21 protein-coding genes are annotated in these 22,017 nt (G+C 64.2%); 13 read left to right on the top strand and 8 right to left on the bottom strand.

What is annotated here, in order from left to right:
* Window positions 1-41: 41 nt before the first annotated feature.
* Window positions 42-683 (bottom strand): TetR/AcrR family transcriptional regulator, encoded by a 642-nt coding sequence (locus tag K3174_RS03920; RefSeq protein WP_221555756.1) that lies wholly within the window; start codon window positions 681-683, stop codon window positions 42-44.
* A gap of 75 nt (window positions 684-758) precedes the next feature.
* On the opposite strand from K3174_RS03920, the gene K3174_RS03925 reads away from it, so the two are divergent.
* Window positions 759-2,207, top strand: a complete 1,449-nt coding sequence (locus K3174_RS03925; protein WP_221555758.1) for an efflux transporter outer membrane subunit — start codon at window positions 759-761, stop codon at window positions 2,205-2,207.
* Between the two features lie 39 nt (window positions 2,208-2,246).
* On the top strand, window positions 2,247-2,648 hold the full coding sequence (locus K3174_RS03930) for a nuclear transport factor 2 family protein (RefSeq protein WP_221555760.1): 402 nt from the start codon (window positions 2,247-2,249) through the stop codon (window positions 2,646-2,648).
* A 154-nt stretch (window positions 2,649-2,802) separates the two neighbouring features.
* On the opposite strand, the gene K3174_RS03935 is transcribed toward K3174_RS03930, so the two are convergent.
* Together K3174_RS03935 and K3174_RS03940 are read right to left on the bottom strand one after the other, a co-directional pair.
* Window positions 2,803-3,615, bottom strand: a complete 813-nt coding sequence (locus K3174_RS03935) for a class I SAM-dependent methyltransferase (protein WP_247711913.1) — start codon at window positions 3,613-3,615, stop codon at window positions 2,803-2,805.
* A gap of 25 nt (window positions 3,616-3,640) precedes the next feature.
* On the bottom strand, window positions 3,641-4,732 hold the full coding sequence (locus K3174_RS03940) for an NmrA family NAD(P)-binding protein (protein ID WP_221555763.1): 1,092 nt from the start codon (window positions 4,730-4,732) through the stop codon (window positions 3,641-3,643).
* Window positions 4,733-4,806: 74 nt separating this feature from the next.
* On the opposite strand from K3174_RS03940, the gene K3174_RS03945 reads away from it, so the two are divergent.
* Window positions 4,807-5,718, top strand: coding sequence for a LysR family transcriptional regulator (locus K3174_RS03945; RefSeq protein ID WP_221555765.1), 912 nt, complete (start codon window positions 4,807-4,809; stop codon window positions 5,716-5,718).
* A 75-nt stretch (window positions 5,719-5,793) separates the two neighbouring features.
* On the opposite strand, the gene K3174_RS03950 is transcribed toward K3174_RS03945, so the two are convergent.
* Both K3174_RS03950 and K3174_RS03955 read right to left on the bottom strand, forming a co-directional pair.
* The gene (locus K3174_RS03950; RefSeq protein WP_221555767.1) at window positions 5,794-6,651 is read right to left on the bottom strand and encodes a PhzF family phenazine biosynthesis protein; all 858 of its coding nucleotides are present in this window, start codon (window positions 6,649-6,651) and stop codon (window positions 5,794-5,796) included.
* Complete coding sequence (locus K3174_RS03955) at window positions 6,651-7,532, bottom strand: DMT family transporter (protein WP_221555769.1); 882 nt, start codon at window positions 7,530-7,532, stop codon at window positions 6,651-6,653. The genes K3174_RS03950 and K3174_RS03955 overlap by 1 nt, the downstream gene beginning before the upstream one ends.
* Window positions 7,533-7,621: 89 nt before the next feature.
* On the opposite strand from K3174_RS03955, the gene K3174_RS03960 reads away from it, so the two are divergent.
* The 7 genes from K3174_RS03960 (at window position 7,622) to K3174_RS03990 (ending at window position 14,680) form a co-directional block, all read left to right on the top strand.
* Window positions 7,622-9,016, top strand: coding sequence for an aminotransferase-like domain-containing protein (locus tag K3174_RS03960; protein ID WP_247711870.1), 1,395 nt, complete (start codon window positions 7,622-7,624; stop codon window positions 9,014-9,016).
* Between the two features lie 151 nt (window positions 9,017-9,167).
* The gene (locus K3174_RS03965; protein WP_221555771.1) at window positions 9,168-9,638 is read left to right on the top strand and encodes a hypothetical protein; all 471 of its coding nucleotides are present in this window, start codon (window positions 9,168-9,170) and stop codon (window positions 9,636-9,638) included.
* Window positions 9,635-10,516, top strand: a complete 882-nt coding sequence (locus K3174_RS03970) for a hypothetical protein (protein ID WP_221555773.1) — start codon at window positions 9,635-9,637, stop codon at window positions 10,514-10,516. The genes K3174_RS03965 and K3174_RS03970 overlap by 4 nt, the downstream gene beginning before the upstream one ends.
* Window positions 10,513-11,826, top strand: coding sequence for a hypothetical protein (locus tag K3174_RS03975; RefSeq protein ID WP_221555775.1), 1,314 nt, complete (start codon window positions 10,513-10,515; stop codon window positions 11,824-11,826). The genes K3174_RS03970 and K3174_RS03975 overlap by 4 nt, the downstream gene beginning before the upstream one ends.
* Before the next feature lie 316 nt (window positions 11,827-12,142).
* Window positions 12,143-12,280, top strand: coding sequence for a hypothetical protein (locus K3174_RS03980; protein ID WP_221555777.1), 138 nt, complete (start codon window positions 12,143-12,145; stop codon window positions 12,278-12,280).
* 55 nt (window positions 12,281-12,335) lie between these two features.
* A complete protein-coding gene (locus K3174_RS03985) occupies window positions 12,336-12,953 on the top strand; it encodes a lasso peptide biosynthesis B2 protein (RefSeq protein WP_221555779.1) in 618 nt (205 codons plus the stop codon).
* Window positions 12,950-14,680 carry an asparagine synthase-related protein gene (locus tag K3174_RS03990; protein ID WP_221555781.1) on the top strand — a complete coding sequence of 577 codons (1,731 nt, stop codon included), beginning with the start codon at window positions 12,950-12,952 and terminating at the stop codon, window positions 14,678-14,680. The genes K3174_RS03985 and K3174_RS03990 overlap by 4 nt, the downstream gene beginning before the upstream one ends.
* A 3-nt stretch (window positions 14,681-14,683) precedes the next feature.
* Here K3174_RS03990 and K3174_RS03995 read toward each other — a convergent pair whose 3' ends face one another.
* From K3174_RS03995 to K3174_RS04005, 3 genes are all read right to left on the bottom strand, one after another.
* A complete protein-coding gene (locus K3174_RS03995) occupies window positions 14,684-16,816 on the bottom strand; it encodes an Atxe2 family lasso peptide isopeptidase (protein ID WP_221555790.1) in 2,133 nt (710 codons plus the stop codon).
* Complete coding sequence (locus K3174_RS04000) at window positions 16,813-19,167, bottom strand: TonB-dependent receptor plug domain-containing protein (protein ID WP_221555798.1); 2,355 nt, start codon at window positions 19,165-19,167, stop codon at window positions 16,813-16,815. The genes K3174_RS03995 and K3174_RS04000 overlap by 4 nt, the downstream gene beginning before the upstream one ends.
* Window positions 19,168-19,303: 136 nt before the next feature.
* Window positions 19,304-19,969: an RNA polymerase sigma factor gene (locus tag K3174_RS04005; RefSeq protein ID WP_221555801.1), complete on the bottom strand. Its 666-nt coding sequence runs from the start codon at window positions 19,967-19,969 to the stop codon at window positions 19,304-19,306.
* A gap of 254 nt (window positions 19,970-20,223) precedes the next feature.
* On the opposite strand from K3174_RS04005, the gene K3174_RS04010 reads away from it, so the two are divergent.
* From K3174_RS04010 to K3174_RS04020, 3 genes are all read left to right on the top strand, one after another.
* The gene (locus tag K3174_RS04010; protein WP_221555803.1) at window positions 20,224-20,481 is read left to right on the top strand and encodes a transcriptional regulator domain-containing protein; all 258 of its coding nucleotides are present in this window, start codon (window positions 20,224-20,226) and stop codon (window positions 20,479-20,481) included.
* Window positions 20,465-20,986: a DUF2285 domain-containing protein gene (locus tag K3174_RS04015; protein ID WP_221555804.1), complete on the top strand. Its 522-nt coding sequence runs from the start codon at window positions 20,465-20,467 to the stop codon at window positions 20,984-20,986. The genes K3174_RS04010 and K3174_RS04015 overlap by 17 nt, the downstream gene beginning before the upstream one ends.
* Before the next feature lie 191 nt (window positions 20,987-21,177).
* Window positions 21,178-21,996 (top strand): LuxR family transcriptional regulator, encoded by an 819-nt coding sequence (locus tag K3174_RS04020; protein WP_345719578.1) that lies wholly within the window; start codon window positions 21,178-21,180, stop codon window positions 21,994-21,996.
* The last annotated feature ends 21 nt before the right edge of the window (window positions 21,997-22,017 follow it).

Genomic DNA, 22,017 nt, shown 5'->3' on the forward strand with positions numbered 1-22,017 from the left:
CACCAGAGAGACTGCAGACCTACGCTCAAGTTACGATATCGTCAATCCGTAACCAGCTTTGCCGTGTTACCCCGGAGTGCACGGACGCAGAAGCGGCCGATGATCCGGGCCCGGGCCTCGAGGTCCTGGTCGATCGACTGTTCGAGAACGCGCGGATGAGCGAACGGATAGAGCGCCCAGAACAGCGCTTCGACGGCTTCGTCACGGTCGAGCTCAGGATCGAATGCGCGCTTTTCGACGCCTTCATCGACGATATGTGCGACCACGGCGCGGATCTGTTGCTGGTGACGAGCGATCGAGGACCAGTTCTGTTCGAGCGACTGCGCCACGAGATCGTGCAGCTTGCGCTCGGCGAAGAACATCCCGACGCTCTCCTTGAGCATCGTACGGAAGAGCTGCATCACCTTGCGGTCCGGATCGGCCTGCGAGCGCGCCACCTGCCACAGCGCCTCGTCGATTCCGCCGAGGATGTTGCTGCAGACGGCCTCCCCGATCGCGGCCTTCGACTGAAAGAACTTGTAGAGATAGGTCGGGGCCACATCGAGATCGGCGGCGATCTCCGCAACGCTGGTCCGGGCAAATCCCCGGGCGCTGAACATCGCATGCGCGGCCTCCACCACACGCTCGTGCATCGCATGGTCGGCAGGTCCGCGCTGCCCGGGCAGGAGCTGGGTATGAGCCATCGCCCGATAGTAGGCAAAACACCGCTTGTCAGCAAGTGACGAATTCGTCATATCGTAATCTGAAAGGGGTTTGCCATGCCGTCACGTCCCGCCATGATGCTCGGCCTGCTGCTGGCCGCTATTCCGAACGGGCTTGCCGCGCAGGAGCGCGAGCTTTCGCAGCCGCCCGAGGTGCCAATGGCCGGCGCGTTCGACAATCTCGTCAGCGGCGATGCCCCGGCGAGCGGCGCGGCATGGTGGCGCGATTTCAATGACCCGGTGCTCGATGCGCTCATCGAGACCGCGATGCGCGGCAACTTTACGATCGCCGAGGCAGCCGCGCGGCTCGATCGCGCGCGGGCCGGTATCCGCGCAGCCGATGGCACGAGGCTCCCGGCCATCGGCGTCGATGCCGAGGCCGGCTATGCGCGCCTCAGCAGGGAAGATCCGCAACTGGGTCCGGCAGCGCAGCTTCCCGGGTTCGAGCGCAACCAGGATCGCTATGCGGCAACCATCGGCGCGACCTGGGAGCTCGATCTGTTCGGGCGGCTCGGTGCGCGCAGCCGCGAGGCACGCGCCGACGCGCTCGCCAGCGCCGCCGGTCTGGAGGCCGCCCGGCTCGCTGTCACCACCGAGATCGCCGAGCGCTACATCACGCTGCGCTTGCTGCAGCAGCGCCGGGGCGTCGCCGAGGCAAGGGCTGCCGCGCTCGGCGAGCTGGCGCGGCTCTCCGCGCTCAGGGTCGAGCGCGGCGTGTCGGCTCCGGTCGAGAGGGACCGCCTTCTGGCCGAACTCGAGACCGCCCGAGCTGTGGTCCCGGCGCTGCAAACAGCGATCGAGGAACAGTATGCGCGGATCGACGTGCTGCTCGCCCGGGAAATCGGGACGTCGCGGCGCGATCTTGCTGCGCCGACCGGACTCCCGGCGGCGCGTGTGATCGATCTCTCCGCGACGCCGGCCGAACTCCTTGGTCGCCGACCCGACATTCTCGCCGCCTACGCCACGCTGGTCGCGCGCGATGCCGGTGTCGCGGCGGCGCAGCGCGACCGCTTGCCGAGGTTCAATCTCGGCGGGCTGATCGGGACGATCGCCGGGGCCATCAACCCGCTGTTCGGCGCGGCCGCCTTTACCGCCCAGGGCTCCGGCGGGGTCAGCTACACCGCGTCCGACGGGGGCCGCTCGCGCGCCGCGGTCGACGCCGCGCGCGCGGAAGTGGACGAAGCGACTGCTGCGTATCAGCGCACCGTTCTGTCTGCGATCGCCGATGTCGAGGCCGCGGGCGCAGCCCGCGACGGCGCGGCAGCCCGAGCGGCGGGCTTGCGCGAAGCGGAGCGCCGGCTCGAGGCGACACTCGACGCGGTCCGTCTGGGCGAAGCGCGGGGCGCGGTCGCTCTGGTCGATGTCCTCGACGTGGACCGCCGGCTGCAGGACGCACGCGATGCCCGGCTAGTTGCCGAAGCCGATGAGGCGCTGGCCTCGATTGCGCTGGTCCGGGCGCTCGGCGGTGCTGGTGCGAGCCAGACAGAACTCGCTGGCGCCGATTAGTTGCCTGGAGTGATCAATGGGAATGTCAGGAGACGATCGATGATTACCTCGAACCTGCGGATCAATCAGCTTTCGCCCGAAGCCTACGAAACCTATCGGGCCTATCTCGCCGCGCTCGATGCGCGCGACGTCGAAGCCTATGGCGAATTTCTTGCCGAGGAGGTTTCGATGCAATTCGGCAATGAGGATCCGGTCCAAGGAAAAGCGGCGGTCCTCGCTATGCTTGCGGGCTACTGGCAGTCATTCGCCTCGATCGAGCATGATCTGAAGAACATTTATGGCACCGACGAGAGCTATGTTCTGGAAGCCGACAACCACTATGGGCGGCACGATGGGAGGCGGGTCACCGTTCGCGCGGTGGCCTTTACCGACAGGAACGAGGAAGGCCTAGTCATAAATGTCCGGGTGTTTGGTGATACAAGCCCCGTATTCGCCGCCTAGGAGCTGGCGGCCGGACCGCGAGAAAGACGGAGCCTACGCCGGGCGAGTGCCTTCGTCACCCCTCTCGCGGGCTTTCTATGGCTTCCATTGATATTGCGAACGAAGTTTGTGGTCGCGGTGTTTGCTATCCCGCCTTTGCCTCTCGTTCAGCGGTTCAGCTCTTGCGCGCAACGATCGTTCGGATCCCCGCGCGTCCTTCGCGCAAGTTGCGGGCAAGGTTGCCGGTCACAAGCGGAAAATCTGCCCCGATCACCAGTGCGAGACTGGGTCCTGGCGGTGGCCCGCCTGCGGCGGTCACCTGTGCGAACCACTCCATGACCGTCCCCGTATCGTCGCGGTCGAGGTCGATTTCGAACCCTGCTGCGGCAATCGCGGCGACCGTTTCGGCAGGGTTCAGCAGATGGCTCGTCTCCGGCTCGCGAGACCAGGGCACCGGGAAATGGAGATCGCCCTCACCGCGCACGACGTCGTAGCTTGCGAAACGGCCGCCCGGCTTGAGCACCCGGTGGATCGCGGCATAAAGGCCTGCGCGATCGGCGATGTTCATCGCCACATGCTGCAGGAAGACGGCATCGAACGATGCGTCCGCCACCTGTGGGTTGGTCGCGTCGCCGACGGCGAGCGATACGACGTCCTCGAGTCCGCATCGCCCGGTCAGATAGTCGCCGGCTTCGATAAAAGGTGCGCTGAGGTCGATGCCGACGACGCTCACTCCAAACCGGTCGGCGAGCACACGCGCCGGTCCGCCAAGCCCACAGCCGAGATCGAGCACAAGCTCGCCGGTGACGAGCCGCGTTGCCTCTGCCAGTGCGAGCGTCGCCGGCAGACCGCGGGTGTGAAACTGGTCGAAGCCTGCAAGCTGGTCGGGCGTCACCTTCGCATCCCCGGACCCCGTCGCGGCAAGCGCCCCCTTGATCCGATCGATCAGGCCCTCGGCGTTGTAATGCGCCCTTACCTTTTCTTCCATGTCAGCCACGCTTCAATTCTCCTTTTCATCCGACCGCTTTGAGCGGCGCGGTCTCGGACGTTGCCGGACCATCGACCCGATGCTCGCTGCGCCAGATTGGCGAGTTGACGGGGCTTGCAGGCGCTGCCGGGGCTGGCATCCGCAGGCCCTTCAGATAGCTTGCGACCGGCGGCGGTGGCACCATCGGCACCAGCATGAACTTCGCGAACTGCCGGAGCGTCGGACCGAGCCCGCGGCTGATGCCGGCCGCATGGCGGCGCGCAACGCTTTCGAAGGTCTCGGGCGCACGCCCGGTCACTTCGCGCACATCGTCGGTCGGTGCACGCAGGGCGAACGCGCCCTCGATCGCATCGTCACGATAATGCCGGACCATTGCCAGCATCGGGAGCGGCAGGCCGTCGAGCCTGGCCGCGCGGAGGAACAGCGGGAACGGAAGGTGGGCAAGTCTTACGCGGCGGTCGAGCACGCGGCTGAGGATCGCGGCCATCTGCGGACCGTCAAGGAGCTCGGGCCCGGTCGGACGATAACGCTTTGCATCGTGGCGCGCCGGATCCTGCAGCGCAGCCACCACGACCGCCGAAATGTCCTCGACCGACGGCGGTGCGTTGCGGCTGTCGCCGAACGGCCAGGGCCACATCCCAAGGCGCGCGGCATAGGGTAGGGTCGCGAGATAGGGCAGGTCGGCGAAGAATCCCGGCTCGATGAGCGTATGCGCCGCGCCCGGCACCATCGTCATCAGACGGTCGGCGAGCCAGTGCTGGCGGGTCATGAGCGCCGGATGCATCGGGCTTGCGAGCCACTGCGTCATCTGGACGATCTGTTCGAGGCCCTCGTCTCGCGCTGCGGTGGCGAACACGGCCGCCTGGTGCAGCAGGGCGGGATCGTAGCCGGGAAGAAAATAAGCGCGGCGCACGCCTTTCAGCGCTGCCGCCATCGCCTCCGGATCGCCCATGTCGGCAATGGCGATCTGCGCGCCGAGCGCCTCAAGCGCCGCGCTCCGGGCGTCCCGGCGCCGGACGAGCGCGCGGACCGGATAGCCTGCGGCGAGCAGCTGTCGGGTCGTGGCGGAACCTGTCTGACCGGCAGCGCCGGTCACCAGAATAAGAGGTTTTTGCATTGTGCAACTCCTTTGTCCCGCTCTGAATAAGCGCATTGCCGGGATGCGACTATTCGTGATAATCACGTCACCTTATGAAGCAGCGCTTCACAGTCCGCCATGGAGCGCTCGACGGGGTAGAGGCTTTTCTCGCCGTCGCGCGGCACCGGAGCTTCCGCCAGGGCGCCGACGCGCTTGGCGTGACACCGTCCGCCATCAGCCAGGCAGTGCGCACGCTCGAGGAACGGATCGGCGTCGCCCTCTTCATCCGCACGACCCGCAGCGTCGGGCTGACTGAAGCAGGGCAGCGCTTCTTCGACGGAGCGGCGCCCGCCTTTGCGGATCTGGTCGCGGCGTCCGAGGCCGCGCAGGGCCTCGGACTGAAGCCCTCTGGCCTGCTGCGCATCGCCGCGCCGCGCGGCGTGATGCCGTTGATCGTCGAGCCGGTGATCCTGTCATTTTGCCGCGCCTATCCGGATGTCGAGCTGGAGATTGCGGCGAGCGAGGAACTGGTCGATCTCGCCGAAGGCGGCTTCGACGCCGGGATCCGCATGGGGCAGTTTATCGATGCCGACATGACAGCGATCCGGCTTTCGCCGCCATTTCCGTTCATTATCGTCGCAACTCCGGACTATCTCGGCGCTGCCGGTACGCCGCATTCGCCGGCGGATCTGCAATCGCATGCCTGCCTGCGCATTCGGCAGTCTTCCGGAGCGGTTGCGGGCTGGCGGCTTGTCGATGACGGCAAGCCGATCGAAGTCGCGGTCAACGGACCGCTTATCGCCAACGATTTTCCAACGCTGCTTGTCGCGGCGCGCGGCGGGCTGGGGCTGGCGCAGCTCCCTGCGCCGATGGCCGAGGCGGACCTGGCGACCGGCAAGCTGCAAGTGGTGCTCAGCGAGTATGCGATGCAGACACCTGGGGTCTTTCTCTATCACCCGGGACGCAGGCAGGTGCTCCCCAAGCTACGCGCCTTTATCGATCATATCACCGCTGCAGCAATCTGAGCGCGTCGCCAGGGCTGCGGCGCCCGGCAGAACTGCGACCCGCCGTTTTCGCGCTAAGGACGGCCCGGCACCGCGCTAGCCGGGTATCCGCGTGCGCCCCTCGAACAGGGTGTGCGTCCTCCCTTCGACCCACACCCGGCCATGTCGGTCCTCGTCGATGGAGATAAGCCCGTCCCGGCCTACTTTCCGGCCCTGCGCGGCGCGATATGGCGGCGTGCAGGCGCCCTTGCCGATGAGCCATTGCGCGACCGACGCGTTGAGGCTGCCGCACACGGGATCCTCGACAATCCCGCCGAACGGGTCGCTGAAAAAGGCGCGAATCTCGTAGGAAACGCCTTCGGAGCCGCCTGGGGGATACATGCCGACGGCACCCAGGCTGACTTCGCGTTCGTGCCAACGGACCGGTTCGAGCGCGAGCACCGCCGATGCATCGCGCAGCCTTACAGCAACCCAGCCCGGCCCGTTGTCGACCGAGCGTGCATCGGTGATGGCACTGCGGTCGATCCGCAGGATGCTGGCGATCTCAACGAGATCGCGCTCCTCGACTTCGCCGCCCCTGATGACGGGCGGCGCCGCAAAGGCAAGCGCGCCCCCGGAATTGCGGATCGTGACGAGCCCTGCACCGCACTGCTGCACGATCAGCCCGGGGTCGCGCGGACTGCCTCCGGCTTCGAGCCAGGCGTGGCAGCTGCCGAGCGTCGGGTGGCCGGCGAAAGGGAGTTCGCGCGCCGGGCAGAAGATCCGTACGCGATAGTCGGCGGCGGGATCGTCGGGCGGCAGCAGGAAGGTGGTCTCGGAGAAATTGAGCCAGCGCGTTATGGCGAGCATATCCTCGACCGGGATTTCTTTCTCGAGCGCCAGGACGGCGACCGGGTTGCCTGAAAACGGGCGACGCCCGAAAACGTCGACGATCTGGAATGGATAGCTGGGCATTACGAACTCCCCGGTTGGAAGCGGCGGGCGGCAGCAACGCAGCCGATCACGCCGAACATGACAAGAAAGAGGATCGGGCTAACCGTCTCACGCAGCAGAACGGCCGCGATAATGAGAGCAAGGAGTGGCTGGAGCAGCTGCAACTGAGCGACCGCGGCAATCCCGCCGAGCGCAAGGCCGCGATACCAGAAGATGAAGCCGATCAGCATCGAGAACAGCGAGACATAGCCGAGCCCGACGAGCGCCCCGGTGCTGAGCAGCGACCAGTCGGGCTGGGCCGCCACCAGCATGGCAGGCACCATGAACGGCTGCGCCATCAAGAGCGCCCAGCAGATCACCTGCAAGCCGCCCAACGACCGCGTCAACCGCGCCCCTTCGGCATAGCCGAGACCGCAGAGGATCACCGCCGCGATCATCAGCGCATTGCCAAGCGGATCGGCGAGCGAGCCGGGCGCCCATGCGAAACCGGCGACGAGCGCCGCACCGAGCGCGGCGCTCGCCCAGAACGGCCATCCGGCGCGCTCGCCGCTCCGAACCGCCGCGAACAGCGCGGTCGAAAGCGGGAGCAAAGCGGTAAAGAGGATCGAAGGCGAGGCGGGCATGCGGGAGAGAGCAAGCGCAGAAAGCATCGGAAACCCGACCACCACACCGAAGCTCACGATCGCGAGCGGCAGCAACTCCTCGCGTGCCGGGCGCTTCGACCGGGTCGCCAGCAGGACCAATACGGCGAGGAGGCCAGCGATGCTGGCGCGCGCGAAGGACAGGAACAGCGGATCAATCTCGAGGACCGCGATACGGGTCGCAGGAAGCGATCCGCTGAAGATCACAACCCCGGTCAGGCCACTGAACCATCCTGACAGTACTCTGCTTGGCTTCTTCATGGTCCGGCTTTTGCCGACGAAGGCTTGCGGCGGACAGATACAATGCAATACAATATGAAGAAACTGTACTGCTCTGGAGATCAGTAAACTTGGCTCGTCCCGCTTCCAATCCGGCCACTCTGGTCGAGCAGATCATGCAGGAGGTCGATCGCCTGATCGCGTCGCGCAGCCTCGCAGAAGGTGCCCGCCTCCCTTCGATCCGGCAGGCGGCCGCGCGCTTCGGTGTTTCGAAGTCGACGGTTGTGCTCGCCTATGACCGGCTCGCCAGCGAGGGCGTGATCACGCCCCGGCGCGGAGCCGGGTTCTTCGTCTCCTCCACGAACACGCCGCTGCGGGTGTCAGAGGTCGAGCCGCGGGTCGATCGCGCGGTGGATCCGCTGTGGGTCTCGCGCCAGGCGCTCGAGACCCCAGGGGACGCCTTTCGGCCCGGATGCGGGTGGCTTCCGGCAGAATGGCTGCCGGATGGCGAGATCCGCAGAGCGCTGCGGCGCCTTGCACGCACCGGCGATGAACGGCTGGTGGAATATGGTCAGCCGACCGGTCCGCGCGACCTGCGCCTGCAGCTTGCTCGGCGCCTCTCGGCCAGTGGTGTGGGCTGCGAAGCGGACCAGGTCCTAGTGACTGCAAGCGCGACGCAGGCGATGGACCTGGTCCTGCGCCTGCTGCTTTCGCCCGGCGACCGGGTCCTGGTCGATGATCCATGCTTCTTCAATTTTCTCGCGCTGCTGCGGGCGCACCGGGTCGAGGTAATCGGTCTTCCCATGACCAGCGAGGGTCCCGACATCGCTGCGCTTGAAGCTGCGCTTCGGCAGCATCAGCCCAAGGTTTACATCACCACCGCCGGTCCGCAGAATCCGACCGGAGCGACGTTGTCGCTGGCGCGGGCGCACCGGATCCTCAAGCTTGCCGAGCAACACGAACTGACGATCGTGGAGGACGACGTCTTCGCCGATTTCGAGGACCGGCCCTCACCCCGCCTCGCGGCGCTCGACGGGCTCGAGCGGGTCATCCAGATCGGCAGTCTGTCGAAGACGCTTTCGGCAGCGGTCCGCTGCGGGTATGTCGCGGTGCGCCGCGACTGGGTCGATCCGCTCATCGACCTGACTATCGCGACCAGCTACGGCAGCGGCCGCCTCTCGGCCGATCTGGTCCTCCACGTCCTGCAGGACCCTGCCTATCGCCGCCATCTCGGCACTTTGCGACAACGGCTCGCCGAAGCGCGGATGCGGCTTGGAAGCGAGCTTTGCGAAGCTCGCGTGCGGCTGTTCCATCAGCCGGTTTCGGGGATGTTTCTGTGGGGGGAGCTGCCCGACGACCGGGATGCGACGGCGATCGCGCGGCAGGCGCTCGAGCAGAAAGTTGTGCTCGCACCGGGCAACGTGTTCAGCACGTCCCAGGGCGCGCGCGGCTATATGCGCTTCAATGTCGCGCAATGCCGCTCGCGGGAGGATCTGGCACGGCTGAGGATGCTCCTCGGCCACTAGCGCCTCTGACTTTCTGAATGAGCCTTAGCTACGATCCGCCTTCGCAAGCCATTTCCTCAATAATTCTTTGCCCGTCAGTATTTACCGGCTTTGCCATCGCACGCATAAGTTGAGATGAAGACAAACGGTCTACAAGTCCAAGGAGGGGGTATTGGCGGTTCCACCGATCGAAGTGATTCACACCGATGTCGATTTTGCCAATCGCTACCGGCTCGAGCTCAACAAGACGCTGCTCGCGCTCGCGGCGGGGCTGCTCGCCTTCACCATCTCCTTTCCACCCGCGCTTACCGCGATTACGCATGACTGGCTTCTGGGGCTGAGCTGGGCCGCGCTCGCCGGTTCGCTGCTCGGCGGGCTGTTCAATCTTTATGGCTGGGAAAAGTTCTACATCTCGTACCGCGATTTCGCCGCGGACGAGGCGGGCGGCGACGCCTACCGCAAGACAGTGACTTTCTGGCGCCGGCTCGCGCATGGCTTGCAATTCGCGGGCTTCATCGGCGGCGTGATCGCGCTGGCGAGCTTCGTGATCGTCAATCGCGCCAATGTGAAGCTGGCCGATCCGCCGACCGCCGCAGCGCCAGCCAACAAAGCGGCGGTGGTACCCGGGGCCAAGCCTTCATGAAACCGCCCACCGACTGGGCCGCGCTCAGGGCGGCGCGCGAGGCGCGCATCGCCGCCGATCCTGAAACGCCGGGGGGTATGGCCGCGGCGAACAGCGACATGGTCGCAAGGGTTGTCGCCGGGATGGGCCCGGACAGTCGCGCGGTCTCGCCCGAAGGCGGGGCGCGCGCGGTTGCCAATATGGCGAGCGACCATGCGCCGGCGTTCTGCAATCCCACCGGCCCCAAGGCCTATCTCAACGCTTACGATCTTCCGGCGCCTGCAACGGTGAGCGCGACCAGACAGCGGGTGGATGCAGCGCTGCCGTTGCCTGCGGGATATACCCAGCAGGACATCTATTTCCTCGCGCTTGAGGTCAACGGCACCGGGGTGCGATTCTATGGCGATCTGTGCCTTGTGCTCAAGCCACAGGCCACCGCTGCCGACGTCCGGATCCTCAACGGCAATTCCTACGATCTGGTCCGTTTGCCTCTCTCGACCAGGACCGGCACGGATACGGCGCTACGATCCGAGGCGGCGCGCTTCTGGGGCGTATGGCGCGAGGATCTGACCTCCATGGCAACGCTCAAGGTCTTCGCGGCACGGCGCAGCGAGCGGCGATTCACGACCGGACAGGTGTCCGACGCGATCCTCGACGACGAGGATTACCTCGAGGTCCTGAGGCTTGGAAGTTTTGATGCTTCCGACCTGCAGGAGGTGCGCATCACTGCCGCTTCGGCCGCCGCAGAAGCGGACGCGGCCGAGCGCATGCGGCACGGCCCGACCCCGTCGGCGGCTTCGCTGCTCTGGCGACGGCGACGGCGCGATGCGGTCGCCGCCTTCGAAGCGGCGGGCGTCCCGGTCAGGGTGGTGTCGCACAGCGGGCGACTCAAATCATGAGCGAGGCCTGGCATTTCGATGCCTATGACGCGCGCGCCGGGCGCGGCTTCGTGACCTATCGCCGGGCAGATCTTGCACAGGCGACCGCGCTCGAGGGCGGAACCTGGTTCGTCGGACCGCCCGATTTCGCGCCGGAATACGTCGCCAGCCGGGCCATCGCCTACAGCGCGGCACGCAGCTACTTCGGACTTGGGCTGCTTGACGGGGAGGGGCGCGAAGTCGCCTTCCCCAGTCTTGCAGCGGCTGTCGACTTCGTGCGGCGCGGCTACTATCGCGGTTCGGGCGGCGACGGACCACCCGCCGGACCAGGAGGAGCACCGCCCGGCGCGCCAGGTGCGCCCGAAGCAATGCCGCCATTCGAGCCTGAAGGTGGCGGCTGGGCGAAGCCGCCCGAGCGGGGGTTAGACGGAGTCGAAGATCCCGTACGCCGCCTTCTTATGGAGATCGAAGAGTTCGACCGGAGCGTGGCCAGCACCGCACGCGGCGAGGCGCGCGAGGTAGCCTGGTCCGCAAATGACGCGAATGACGCAAATGCCGGGCTCCTTCTCTCGGAACGCCTTGCACTCGCAGGTCTGCGGCTCGCGGTGGAGCAGGTCCGTTCGGTTGCGGCCGCAGGAAGTCCCGCACAACGCCTACGTCAGGCCAATCGCCTCGCGCGACTGGGCCGGGTGATCGTCCGCGCGGGCCTTGCGGGCCCGTTCACGGCGCTCGCGCGGCGCGAGCCTGGTCTCGACAGCTGGCTCGAGCGATCACTCTGGTCGCAATTTTCGGCATTGAATGACGAGCTTAAAGACAAAACCGACCTGCTGTTGGCTTACCTGCTCGCCGGAGGAAGCTTTGCTGGGCTGCTCGACACCTATGGTTTCGGGATGTTCCAGACGGAACCGTTGCGCTCCGATCTGTTCTTTATCGAGCCGGTGGAGAGCGATCCGATCGAACTGCTGGCGATGCTGGCACTGCCGGAACCGGCAGCTTCTGCTCTCAAACTGAAACCAGCGCTTGTCGACGTCCCGTCGCTGTTTCACCTGCTGTATGCTGCGATCGGCACACCGCAGGCCCTTCTTGCAGGCCGAGACGTCGAAGGCACACTCGACCTGCTCCTCTTCGCCGCCCTGTGCGTGACGCAGCCCGCGATCGAGCGGAGCCAGCCTCCGCTCAATTTTCGCGACAACGCCGGGATGCGCCGGGCGCTGGCGGCCTATGAGGCTTTCAACTGGCTGGTCAGGAACATGCCGCAATTCGCTTTCTCGGAAGAAGTCGAGGAGCGACTGGTGTCGGGCGCGTCAGAATTTGGAGCCGAGCCAGCCTAGGTTTCCAGCGCGCCCGCGAGCGCCACACCACGATATTTCTGGACTAAATAGTCCAGATTTGTAAGATCGAAGGCGCGCGTGCGCCACATCACATTACCTCCTGCGCGAGGATAGTGAGCTTGACCGGGTGCTGGCACGGATGTCCAAGCGGTTGCTAAAGGTGTCGGTGCGTTTCCCAGCAGACGCTTCCAACGCCCGGTCATACCTCCACAATTGGCCAATTATATCAGGATTATAAAATGGCCGGCGAATCGAAAAGGGCTCATCCTTTGCTGGCGATTCTATGAGTCGCACAAGCAAGCAAAGGAGAAATATCATGAAGACCCCTCAATCCGTAAAGCAGCCCGCAATCGAACTCGGCAAGGTCTCGGTCCAGACCAAAGGTCAAGGCGTTCTGGGTATCGACAACAGCACTGCCCGTCGTGATTTCATGCCGGGCATTCTCACCAACTGATCGTTGTCCGGGGTGTTGGCCGGCGCCAGCACCCCGATGCCCGTGGCCCGTCGACATGCTCACGATCGACAAACCGAGCATCGCATGGTGCCGGACCGCAGATATTCTGCTCTTCCTCGATATCGAGAAGGATCGCTATTTCCGGCTCCCGGCCGAGCAAAATCGCGCGGAACTGGCCGCGCTTGATGCACGCAGCGGACCGTCGTGGCAACAACCGCCACAGTTCTCGCGCCCTGGCGACTATCTTTTGCCAGGGGACGTCTCATCTCATATTGGCAATGGCAACTTTACCCTAAGCTGCGTGGCTCGAGCCATCTGGCTGCAGAAGCGTCTTGAAAGACGCATCGCTGCGCGGACACTCAACGTCGTACTCGGCGAAGTGAAGCAACGGTTCGATCAAATTGGGGTGAGTTCGGCAACGTTGGACCCGGAGGCGCAACGTTGCATCCGATCGTTCGAACAAGCCCGCCTAATACGCACCACTGCTGACCGTTGCCTTCCTCAATCGCTCGCTCTTGCGACTTCGCTCGTCAGGCTCGGGGTCCGTCCGAATGTGGTGATCGGAGTGCAGGCCTTTCCCTTCGCAGCACATTGCTGGGTTCAACACCGGGAAATTGTTCTGAACGACAGCCTCGAGGAGGTCCTGCGGTTCACTCCGATCCTTGTCCTATGATGCCGCTTCGATTCCTAATCGCGTTGTCAAGCAAGCCAGCACCAGAGCCGGAGGCCTGCAGCATTTTTCGATCGCCTACTAAAGTGCCCGACGCCGCCCCGGCGATCTGGTGCGAAGCGAAGACACCAGTGACGCCGATGGGGGACGACGGCCTGCTACTTGGCTATGCGTTCTCCGGCAGCTCTCCTCTTGAGGCGCACGTACTCGCAGAAATGCTTTCGCATCATTCTACGGCTGAGGCCATGGCCCGATGCCTAGCAGACCAGATCTGGGGCGGATATGTCGCCATTCTGCGGTGTCAGCGGGACCGGCAGTGGCGCATCTTCTGTGATCCATCGGGCCTCGTGCCTGTGATGATCAAAGAGAGGGACGGCACCTTTCTGTTCGCAAGTGATGCAGACCTGCTTTTCCGAGTGGGTGTGGGTCAAGCTACGGTGTGCTTTGAAACGCTTGTCTCGCACTTGCGACGACCAGAACTCAGCGAGCGCACCACCTGTCTTGCAGGAATTGAAGAGCTGGAGCCGGGGACTTTGTTCGCGCCCTCGGATTCAGACAGCACGGTTACACCAATCTGGCGCGCCTCTGACTATATCTCCTACGATCCAAAGCCCGACATCGGACAGGCAGCGGCACGGCTCCGAAAGGTGGCGGTCGAAACAATGGAGGGATGGGCCAAGGTGCTCGGCAAGGTCGCGGTCGCGACAAGCGGAGGCGTGGATTCCTCGCTGATCTGTGCGGCACTTGCGCAGGCGTTCCAGCCCTTTGATTGCATCACCGTCTCGACACAGGATCGCGCGGGCGACGAGAGCAGTTTTGCCGCAGCGGTTGCGGGGGCATTTGCCGTTCGCTGCACCGTCCGCGTCTATGATCCAGCACGCTATGATCCGCGCCGGACGGCTTCAGAGGGACTCGCGCGTCCTGCGCGCCGCTCGTTTGTCACCGTGTTTGATGATCTGTTGCGCGAGGCCATGGATGAGCTTGGCGCATCAGTCGTTCTCGATGGTAATGGCGGAGACAATATCTTTTGCTTCCTCCATAGCGCAGCGCCTGTGTTCGACCGGTTGCAGCACGATGGGCCAGGCTTTGGGGTGTGGCGCACCTTGCTTGACATGTGCCGTATTACCGGTTGCTCAGCCCCAACCTTGGCGATGGCGACGGTTCGTCGTTTTTGGCGTCGGGGAGCAGCAGACCCGTGGCCAGCAGACGAACGCTTCCTACAACAAGGGAAAGTCGATTTAGGGTCAGCACCGCTGCGTAGCTGGATCGATGCAGTGTTGGATCAGCGCTCGGGCGGCTACGCTCACCTGTCCCTTATCGCGCACGCCCAGAACCAGATACATCCCCTCACTTGTCGGCAGCATCGTTTCTCACCGCTCCACAGTCAGCCAATGCTCGAGTGCTGTCTTGGACTACCCAGCTGGATCTGGGCCGCCGGCGGAATAAACAGGGCACCTGCCCGACTTGCTTTTTCCCAAGAGCTTCCGCCACCCGTGACCCGAAGGGTGTCGAAGGCGGGGCCTGACAGTTTTGTTCGCCTCGCCTTTGCGAGAAACCGCGCCACGATCACGCAGCGTCTTCTCGAAGGCCTGCTGGCCCAGCATAGGGTTATCGATCGCTATGCCGTGGAACAGGCGATGGCGGTAGACGAGGTGACCGACGGTTCGACGATCGAGAGACTTCTCGATTTGCTCGAAGCCGAAAACTGGGCGCGATCATGGTCCGGCTGAAGATCAGGCAGAACACCGCAGCGTGTCTGGACTGGGCGCCCCGGCCATCGTTTGCCAGCGCTGATACTGGTCTTCGCGCGAGGGCGCGCAGTTCATGCGCCCGGCAAGCCAGAACTCGAACCACTCGACCACCCTCTCGTACATGGCGAGACGGTGGGCTGGCTGCCATTTGATGTGTGTTTCGTCAGGGAAGACGACCATTTCGATCGGCTTGCGCTCATTATTGTAGACTTCGACTACGTCGAGCGCGCCTTCGTATTCGCTGTCGGCTGCCTGGATCAGGATCGGAGTTTCAATTCCGTCCCGGTTCGCGATCAGAGACATCGGGGTCCAGGAATGGCGGTCCTCAAGAGCGAGCGGGTCGTATCCTACCTCGCGCAGATATTGCGTGAACCGCGGGCCTGCGGACAGCGCGTAAGAGTACATATCCTCGCAGCACGAGCCGAGTGCGGCGGCCTTGAACAGCGTCGAATTGACAATCGCGAACTGGGCCGTAGCGCCGCCGTCGCTGAAACCGGTAATGCCGATCCGGTCGGGGTCCACAGCGCCGGTGGCTATCGCCCTGTTGATGGCGATTTCGAGCGAGGACTGGACCTGCCGCCGGTCCGCCCACTGGTCGCCGGCCAAAGTCGCGAGTTCGACGTCGGTTGTAGCGCGATAGGCAGCTGGCAGGAAGTCAGGGCGATCGAAGCTCAGCACGGCAAAGCCGCGGGCAGCTAGCGCGAATATGGGCACTTCATCGCCGGTACCGCCGCGCAGAAACCCGCGGCTGCGGTACTGGACGATGACCATCGGATGGCGGTCACCGGGCCGATGGTCGGGCGGCAAGACCAGGTCGGCAAAGCTTTCGACGCCGGCCGTATTGCGAAACTGCAATCGCTCGATCGAACCGAAGCGCATATCTGCAAATGCGGGATTAGGATCGAAGACAAGACGATCAGCCCCGGTTGTCATCTCGATGGCGACGATGCGTCGGGGCTCGGTCGCGCTCTCGCGCGCGCAAAGCAATTCGCCGCGATGCTCACGGCACCCTCGCAGCGCATCGCGCGTCGCAATAACACTTTTCGGTGCCGCCGCTCCGATATCCCAGCGTAGGAGCGTGGTCTCGCTGCGCGCCCATCCGCTCGCCTGCTGCACGAACAATGCGTTGGCGGTTTCCGAGTACCACAGGCCCTGGATGTGACCGCACATATCGGCTTGGCAGGTCAAGTGTTGTCCGTCCGGATTGCGGACAACCAATCGTGTCGGGCTGAGCAATCGTTCGGGATCTTCGGGCTCGAGCCACGCGGCTGAACCGCGCGGTCCCTCGCGATAGAGCAGAACATCTCCAGATGGCGCTCCCTGGAAACTGGGCCTCAGCAAACCGATTTCGGCCTCGGTCGCTGGGCGGCTTTGTCCATCGATAGCTGATACCCAGCTGTAGACCGGTGGTCCCGCATCTGTCGGGATCGGACGTGATGCGAAGTGCGGGGAAAAGCGCGCGTCGAACAGAAAGCCGCGCAATCCCTCCACCGCGATCTCCTCGGCCTCGCGCCGCAAGCCCGGCCACGTTGCAGCTACCAACCCCTTCCCGTCGGGCACCCAGACAAGTTCGGTTACATCGTCGGGCAGGCCGGTAAGCCGACGCGCGTCTGCCTCCCCCGAGGGATCGGCGAGCCAAATCTGGGTCGATTGCTCCTCGCGCTTCAGATAGGCGATCCGCGTGCCATCGGGTGACCAGCGCGGTTCGGTCGCGCGTTCCCAGCCCGCCGTCACCGAGGCAAAATCACGCAGGGGGAAATCATCGTGCATGAATTCACCGCCCCGGTCGATCTCGCGCGGTGCCTCATTCGAATCAAGGGTGAGGACGAGCAGCTGCCGACAATAGGCATTGGCCTGCGGATTGGCCCTCGCCACAAGGAAAGCAACCCTGTCCCCAGCGGGCGAAATGCCAAACGCGCTCGGGGCAGTCCCGGCATTCGCCCGGCCGATATCGGCAAGCGACGCCAGATCGGCGAGATCGACATCTCGCTGCCGCTGATCACCGCGGATGGGTGTGACCGTCTCGAAGTCGCATGGGTCCTCGATCGTGGGGGCAGCAGGGGCGGCCGGGACCATTCCCGGGAACAGGGCGGCTGCAAGCAGTACGCTGATCACCAATGCCTCCGCACGCCGAAGGCGATAAACCGACCAACGGGCGAGAAGTTGGTTGAATCGTACGGCACGTTGCTTGGGGCGGATTGCGTGATGATCGGCGGCTCGTCATTGAAGACGTTTTGCACAGTGAGTGCCAATTCAAGGCCAGGATCGCGGGTCTCGCTGCGGATGAGGGCGTAACGCAGGCCCAGATCTACGGTCGCGCTCGGCGAAACCGTTCCGCCGCCAACGGAGCGTTCATCGGTGAAACCACCGGTGTAGTTGACCGCAGCGTTGGCTGTGAGGGGACCCGACTGATACCGAAGCGATCCCCGCGCGCGGTAGCGTGGCGGATTGTAGACGGTGCCGGATAGCTGAACGTCAGGTAGTGTCGGTGTGACCCGTTGGGCGCTGTCGAGCCATGTCCCGGATAGATCGATGCCGAGCGACTGATCAGAACCGAGCGATCGATCCCAGCCTACCCCGAGATCGACGCCTCGAACGCTCCACGCCGCGATGTTGGTCTCCCGGTTGTCGAGGATGGCGAAGACTGAGCTGGGGTCGAAATCATCGCCGGTCAGGTTCTGCAGACCAAACTGCGACTGCGCGATGAGCTCGCTCAGACTTGTCTCGCTCGGTGACAGGGTTACCTGGCTTGCGAAACCAGGGTTGGTAAAGGCGGAGGCAAGTCCGCCAGAGATCGGGCTTACGACGCGGTCCTCGTAGGCTATATCGTAAAGTGTTGCCGACAATCTGAGTCCGGGCGCCGCGTTGGGTTCGATCTCGAAGCCGATCGTCCAGCTCTCAGCGCGCTCGGGCTTTAGATCAGGGTTGCCACCGCTGACGAACAGAATGGTTTCGCCAGCGGTGCCGACGCCGAACCACGGCGCCGGAACGAGGTAGGTCTCAGAAAACAGATTACGCTGATAAAGGGTGGGAGCCTTGAACGATCGCGCCCAACTCGCCCTGAAAGTCAGTCCATCGAGAGGAGCGTAGATGAGCCCGACACGTGGAGCCGCCTGTTCGTCGAGACCAGGATAATCCTCGTAGCGTACTGCCGCGGAAACGCTCAGCCGCGCTACACCGGGCCGCGCATTGCGACCCGTGACAAAGGGAAGAAAGAGTTCGCCATAGGCAAAGCGCGCACGCTGCTCGGCGTCGAAATCGAAGTCGTAGAAGGCGTCGTTGAGGCCTCCGTCTAGACGATTGTTGCGGATGCCGGCCCCCACCGCGAGCCGCGCACTGCCACCCGGCAATGCGAACAGCGGACCTTCGGCGCCCCCTTCGATCGAGAAGATCTCGTTGAAGTAGCGCACGCGATTTACAGGCACCGAGCCGATCTGCGGAGTGAAAACAGCCCTCAGGTCAGTACGGTCGCGGCCGAACACTGACAGCACAGTAACCTGCCAGCCTGCGCCGAGATCGATTTTTGCCGAAGGCGCCAGGGCAAAAGCCTCCACCTCTGGCGTGCGCAGTCCGGTGGAGTCAGCGGTGCCCTGCAGGAAGCGTGATGTCCGCCTTGAATAGAGCGCGTCGATGCTCGCCTCGATGCCCGGGGATATTTGCTGATGCGCGGCCAGGGTGAGGGCATGCCGCTCCATGGAGGGAAAAAGCGTGTAGCCGGGGATGAGGTCATCGGTGTAATCGCGCTGGCGCGCTTCGATCGCGGAGTTGTTTACAAAGTCATAGGCAAATACGACGCCGCCGCTGCTCCATGCCCTGCCGGCTACCACATCCGCCTGTTGCCTGAAGTTACCTCCGTCGGTGCTGGTCCCGATTTGTGCCGAAGTGGTCACGCCGTCAAAGTCACGCCGCAGGATCACGTTGATGACCCCTCCGACCGCGTCGGACCCGTAGAGCGCCGAAGCACCATCAGGGACGACCTCGATCCTGTCGACCGCAGCGAGCGGGATCGCCGATATGTCAATCGCCTGATAGGCGGAATCATAGGGCAGGCGATGACCGTTGAGCAGGGTCAGAGTGGCATCCGGCCCGAGGCCGCGAAGATTGGCGGCGGATGTCGAATTGATGTTCTGGTTTATGCCCGAGCCCAGTCCAACGCCGGGGTTCTGGCCACCGGCGAAGTTTTGAGGCAGCGCACGGATTGCTTCGCCAAGATCGATCTGGCCCGCCTCGACAATTGTTTCACGATCAATACTCGTGACTTCACCAACCAACGGCGCACCTCTGATGCGCGTACCGGTGACAACAATCGGGACCGCCACCTCGTCTCCCTCGCCTCCCGATTCGTGCTGAATGTCCGGCCGTTCGACCATCTCTTCGTCTGCTTGTTGCGCAGCTGCTTGACTGGAAAGGCCAACCAAACCGACCCCTGACAAGATCAAAGCAACAGTCCGTCCTTCTATACGCATCAAATTCTCCCTCACGGCTATCGACGGGTCTTTTCGACCTCGCCTCGCAGGGCTTGACGCATGTCTTGGCAGGCACCTTAGTTTCATTCGCAATTATTCGTGCCGCCGATCCAGTTCGAATGCTGCTTCCCGAAGATCAATCTGACGCGAGCGCGCTGCGCAGATGCGCCAAGGCTTTCATCATGTGATACTCGACACCGCCGCAGGAAAGCCCGAGTTCATCCTGGATTTCACGATAGGTGAGCCTGACGCTCCGGTTCAGGCGGAAGACCTTTCTTGTCTTCTCCGGTAGCTCGTTAAGCGCAGTCTCGAACTCAATTTCGGCTGCCTCGGCGAGTAGGCGGGCTTCCTGCTCTCCATCGCAGCAGGTATGCCCATCAACCTCAATCGGAACTGTCCATATACGGCACCGGGTGCGCCGCGCCCTGTCTGCAATGACGGTCTGGGCGATGCGGCACAGGAACCCCCCGGGGTTTCGGAGCTCGCCCAGATGACGGCTTGTTGCAGCCCGCAGAAAGACTTCCTGCAGCAGGTCTTCGGCGTCCTCATGGCCAACGCGGCGGCGCAGGAACGCCAAAAGCCAGGCGCGCTCGCTGCGAAACAGCACATCGAGGGCTGCGCGCGATCGATCGCTGCTTCGGGCGGCTTTGACGGGAGCTTGTGCAGATGGCGCTGTGTGAGAACAGGGTCGGCGGGTCGCCGAGAAGACATTCATGAAGAGGCCGAAAGGCGCAGCCGGTCTGCCGGAAACAAGTCCCGCGCCGGCTCCAGAGGCTTTGCCGTCGTTCAGGTGCAGGCGCACCCTGGTCCGATATGGCCACCGGACCCCCTCCGGGACCGGTGTGAATGATTTCTGGCGGACAATTCCGCGCAGACACACGCCAGTAATAGTTCTGCGCTACGGCTTTCTGGAACGAACAGGCCATAATTGCAAGGCCCGGGATTCCGTAGCGTCGGGCATGCGCAATCCCCAGTTCTGGGGACCCGCCGCCCCTGGTCGGGGAATGGCCGGTTTCCCATGGGCTTTCTAGCACCCCTTCTCTCAGGGGGTGTCCGATGAAGGGATCAGCACAAACGGCAGCGGCGTTCGCCCGGCACGACCTCGCCGACTTCGCGCAGGAATTCCTCAGACGCAATCCGCTCTATCGCCGACAGTGGGCGACGCTTCGCTTGTCCGAACCGGCTGCCTTGCAGCATTGGGGGCTGGACTTTCGTTTTCGAACCCGACGCCGAGCCGCGGGCAGTTCCCGCGCTCTGGCGGCCTGCGACCGCGCCGTGCGTTGCGATCTTCGTTGGCGTGCGCCGTCTCGCTGACCTGCCCAAAGACCTAATTGGCGAAATGCAGATCGTCGCCAGGCGCGAGGATCGGCGCGGTGTGCATGCCGTTCTGGAGAAAGGAGGCCAACGGCATCGGCTGCGCCTGCAGGCGGACACCGCCGCAGGCGCCGGGGACGGCTTCAGGATCATGACCGGGGCGGGGCTGGCAGCGAGGCTTGATGCGATTGCGGCCCTTGCCGGACTCAAGGGCGGCCCGCCTCTTAACGAACCGACCCCCAATCAGCGCTTTCGCCTCGCAAGGCTGCTCGCGATCCTCGATCGCCTGGGCGCAGTGAGCCAGCGACAGATCGCCGAGGAGATTGTCTTTCCCGCCATGAAACCGATGCGGGCGGCGGTGTGGAAGGGCTCTTCGGAGCGTCGACAGGTGCAGCGGCTCGTCGCCGAAGCGAGGCGTCTCAGGCGCTCGGGCTATCTCGAGTTGCTCCAGGGGCGGACCAAGCTCTCCGGCGCGCTGCGAAAGAAGGCTGCGCTAGGCCCATGAAGGCCAAGTAGCGGAAAATCCGAACTTTCCTTGTGCGCAATATTTGGTATATTTTATTCTGCTTCGCAAGAATTGGGCGAATGGCAGCAAGATCCCGGGTCCTTCGGGACTGCATTGGTAACCGGCCGGACCTGTGGATTGGGACCGCGTGATCCGGCCTCTCACCAGGCGATCGGCGCGCGGCGGCTCGGGTGACGCGCGACCGGTCGAACGGCATGGTGATGACGTTACAGCTGGTTGGTGACTTCTCGACCGAACTCGACAGCACGCGGGATCCGGTCGATCTCGAACGCGCGCTCGGACGGATATGCGGCGCTCTCGGCTTCGATCATTTCGCCCTCTCGCTCGAAGCCTGTGCGCTTGAGGCGGCATCGCCCGAGCTCCTGCTCCACAATTATCCTGCTGAATGGGCGAGGATCTACACCGGGTTCGAGCTCGCCGGGCGCGATCCGGTGCGGCGCGCCTGCGACCACAGCTTCATCGGCTTCGCATGGGGCGAGATCGGCAGCCTTATTCCGCTCACGCGCGGGGACCGCCAGATGCTCAACATCGGCCGGGAATGCGGGCTTGACGACGGCTTCACCGTCCCGCGCAACCTTCCCGGGCTTGCGCGCGGGACATGCAGCTTCGTGGTCCGGCCCGGACGGCGGCTGCCGGCCCCGTCGCTGCCCGTGGCGGAACTCGTGGCTGCCCTTGCCCTCACCTGTGCGCTGGGGCTGTCCGGCCTTGTCCGAAGACCCGCGACAGCGCGGCTGACCGACCGGCAGCGCGAATGCCTGCTGTGGACCGCGCGCGGCAAGACCGCTGCCGAGACCGCGATCATTCTCGGGATCAGTACCGAGACGGTCATCCAGCATCTCAAGCTCGCGCGCGAGCGCTATGCTGTGCACTGCAAGCAGTCGCTCGTCCTCTCCGCCCTGTTCGACGGCGTGATCGGTTTCGCCGATGTCTTCCGGCTCCCGGGTTCTCGGCCATCCCGCCGCCTGCGACACCAGGCCCGGGACGGCTAGTCCGCGCGGCGCTTACCCAGT

The sequence above is a fragment of the Qipengyuania qiaonensis genome, from assembly GCF_019711515.1.
Lineage (GTDB): Bacteria > Pseudomonadota > Alphaproteobacteria > Sphingomonadales > Sphingomonadaceae > Qipengyuania > Qipengyuania qiaonensis.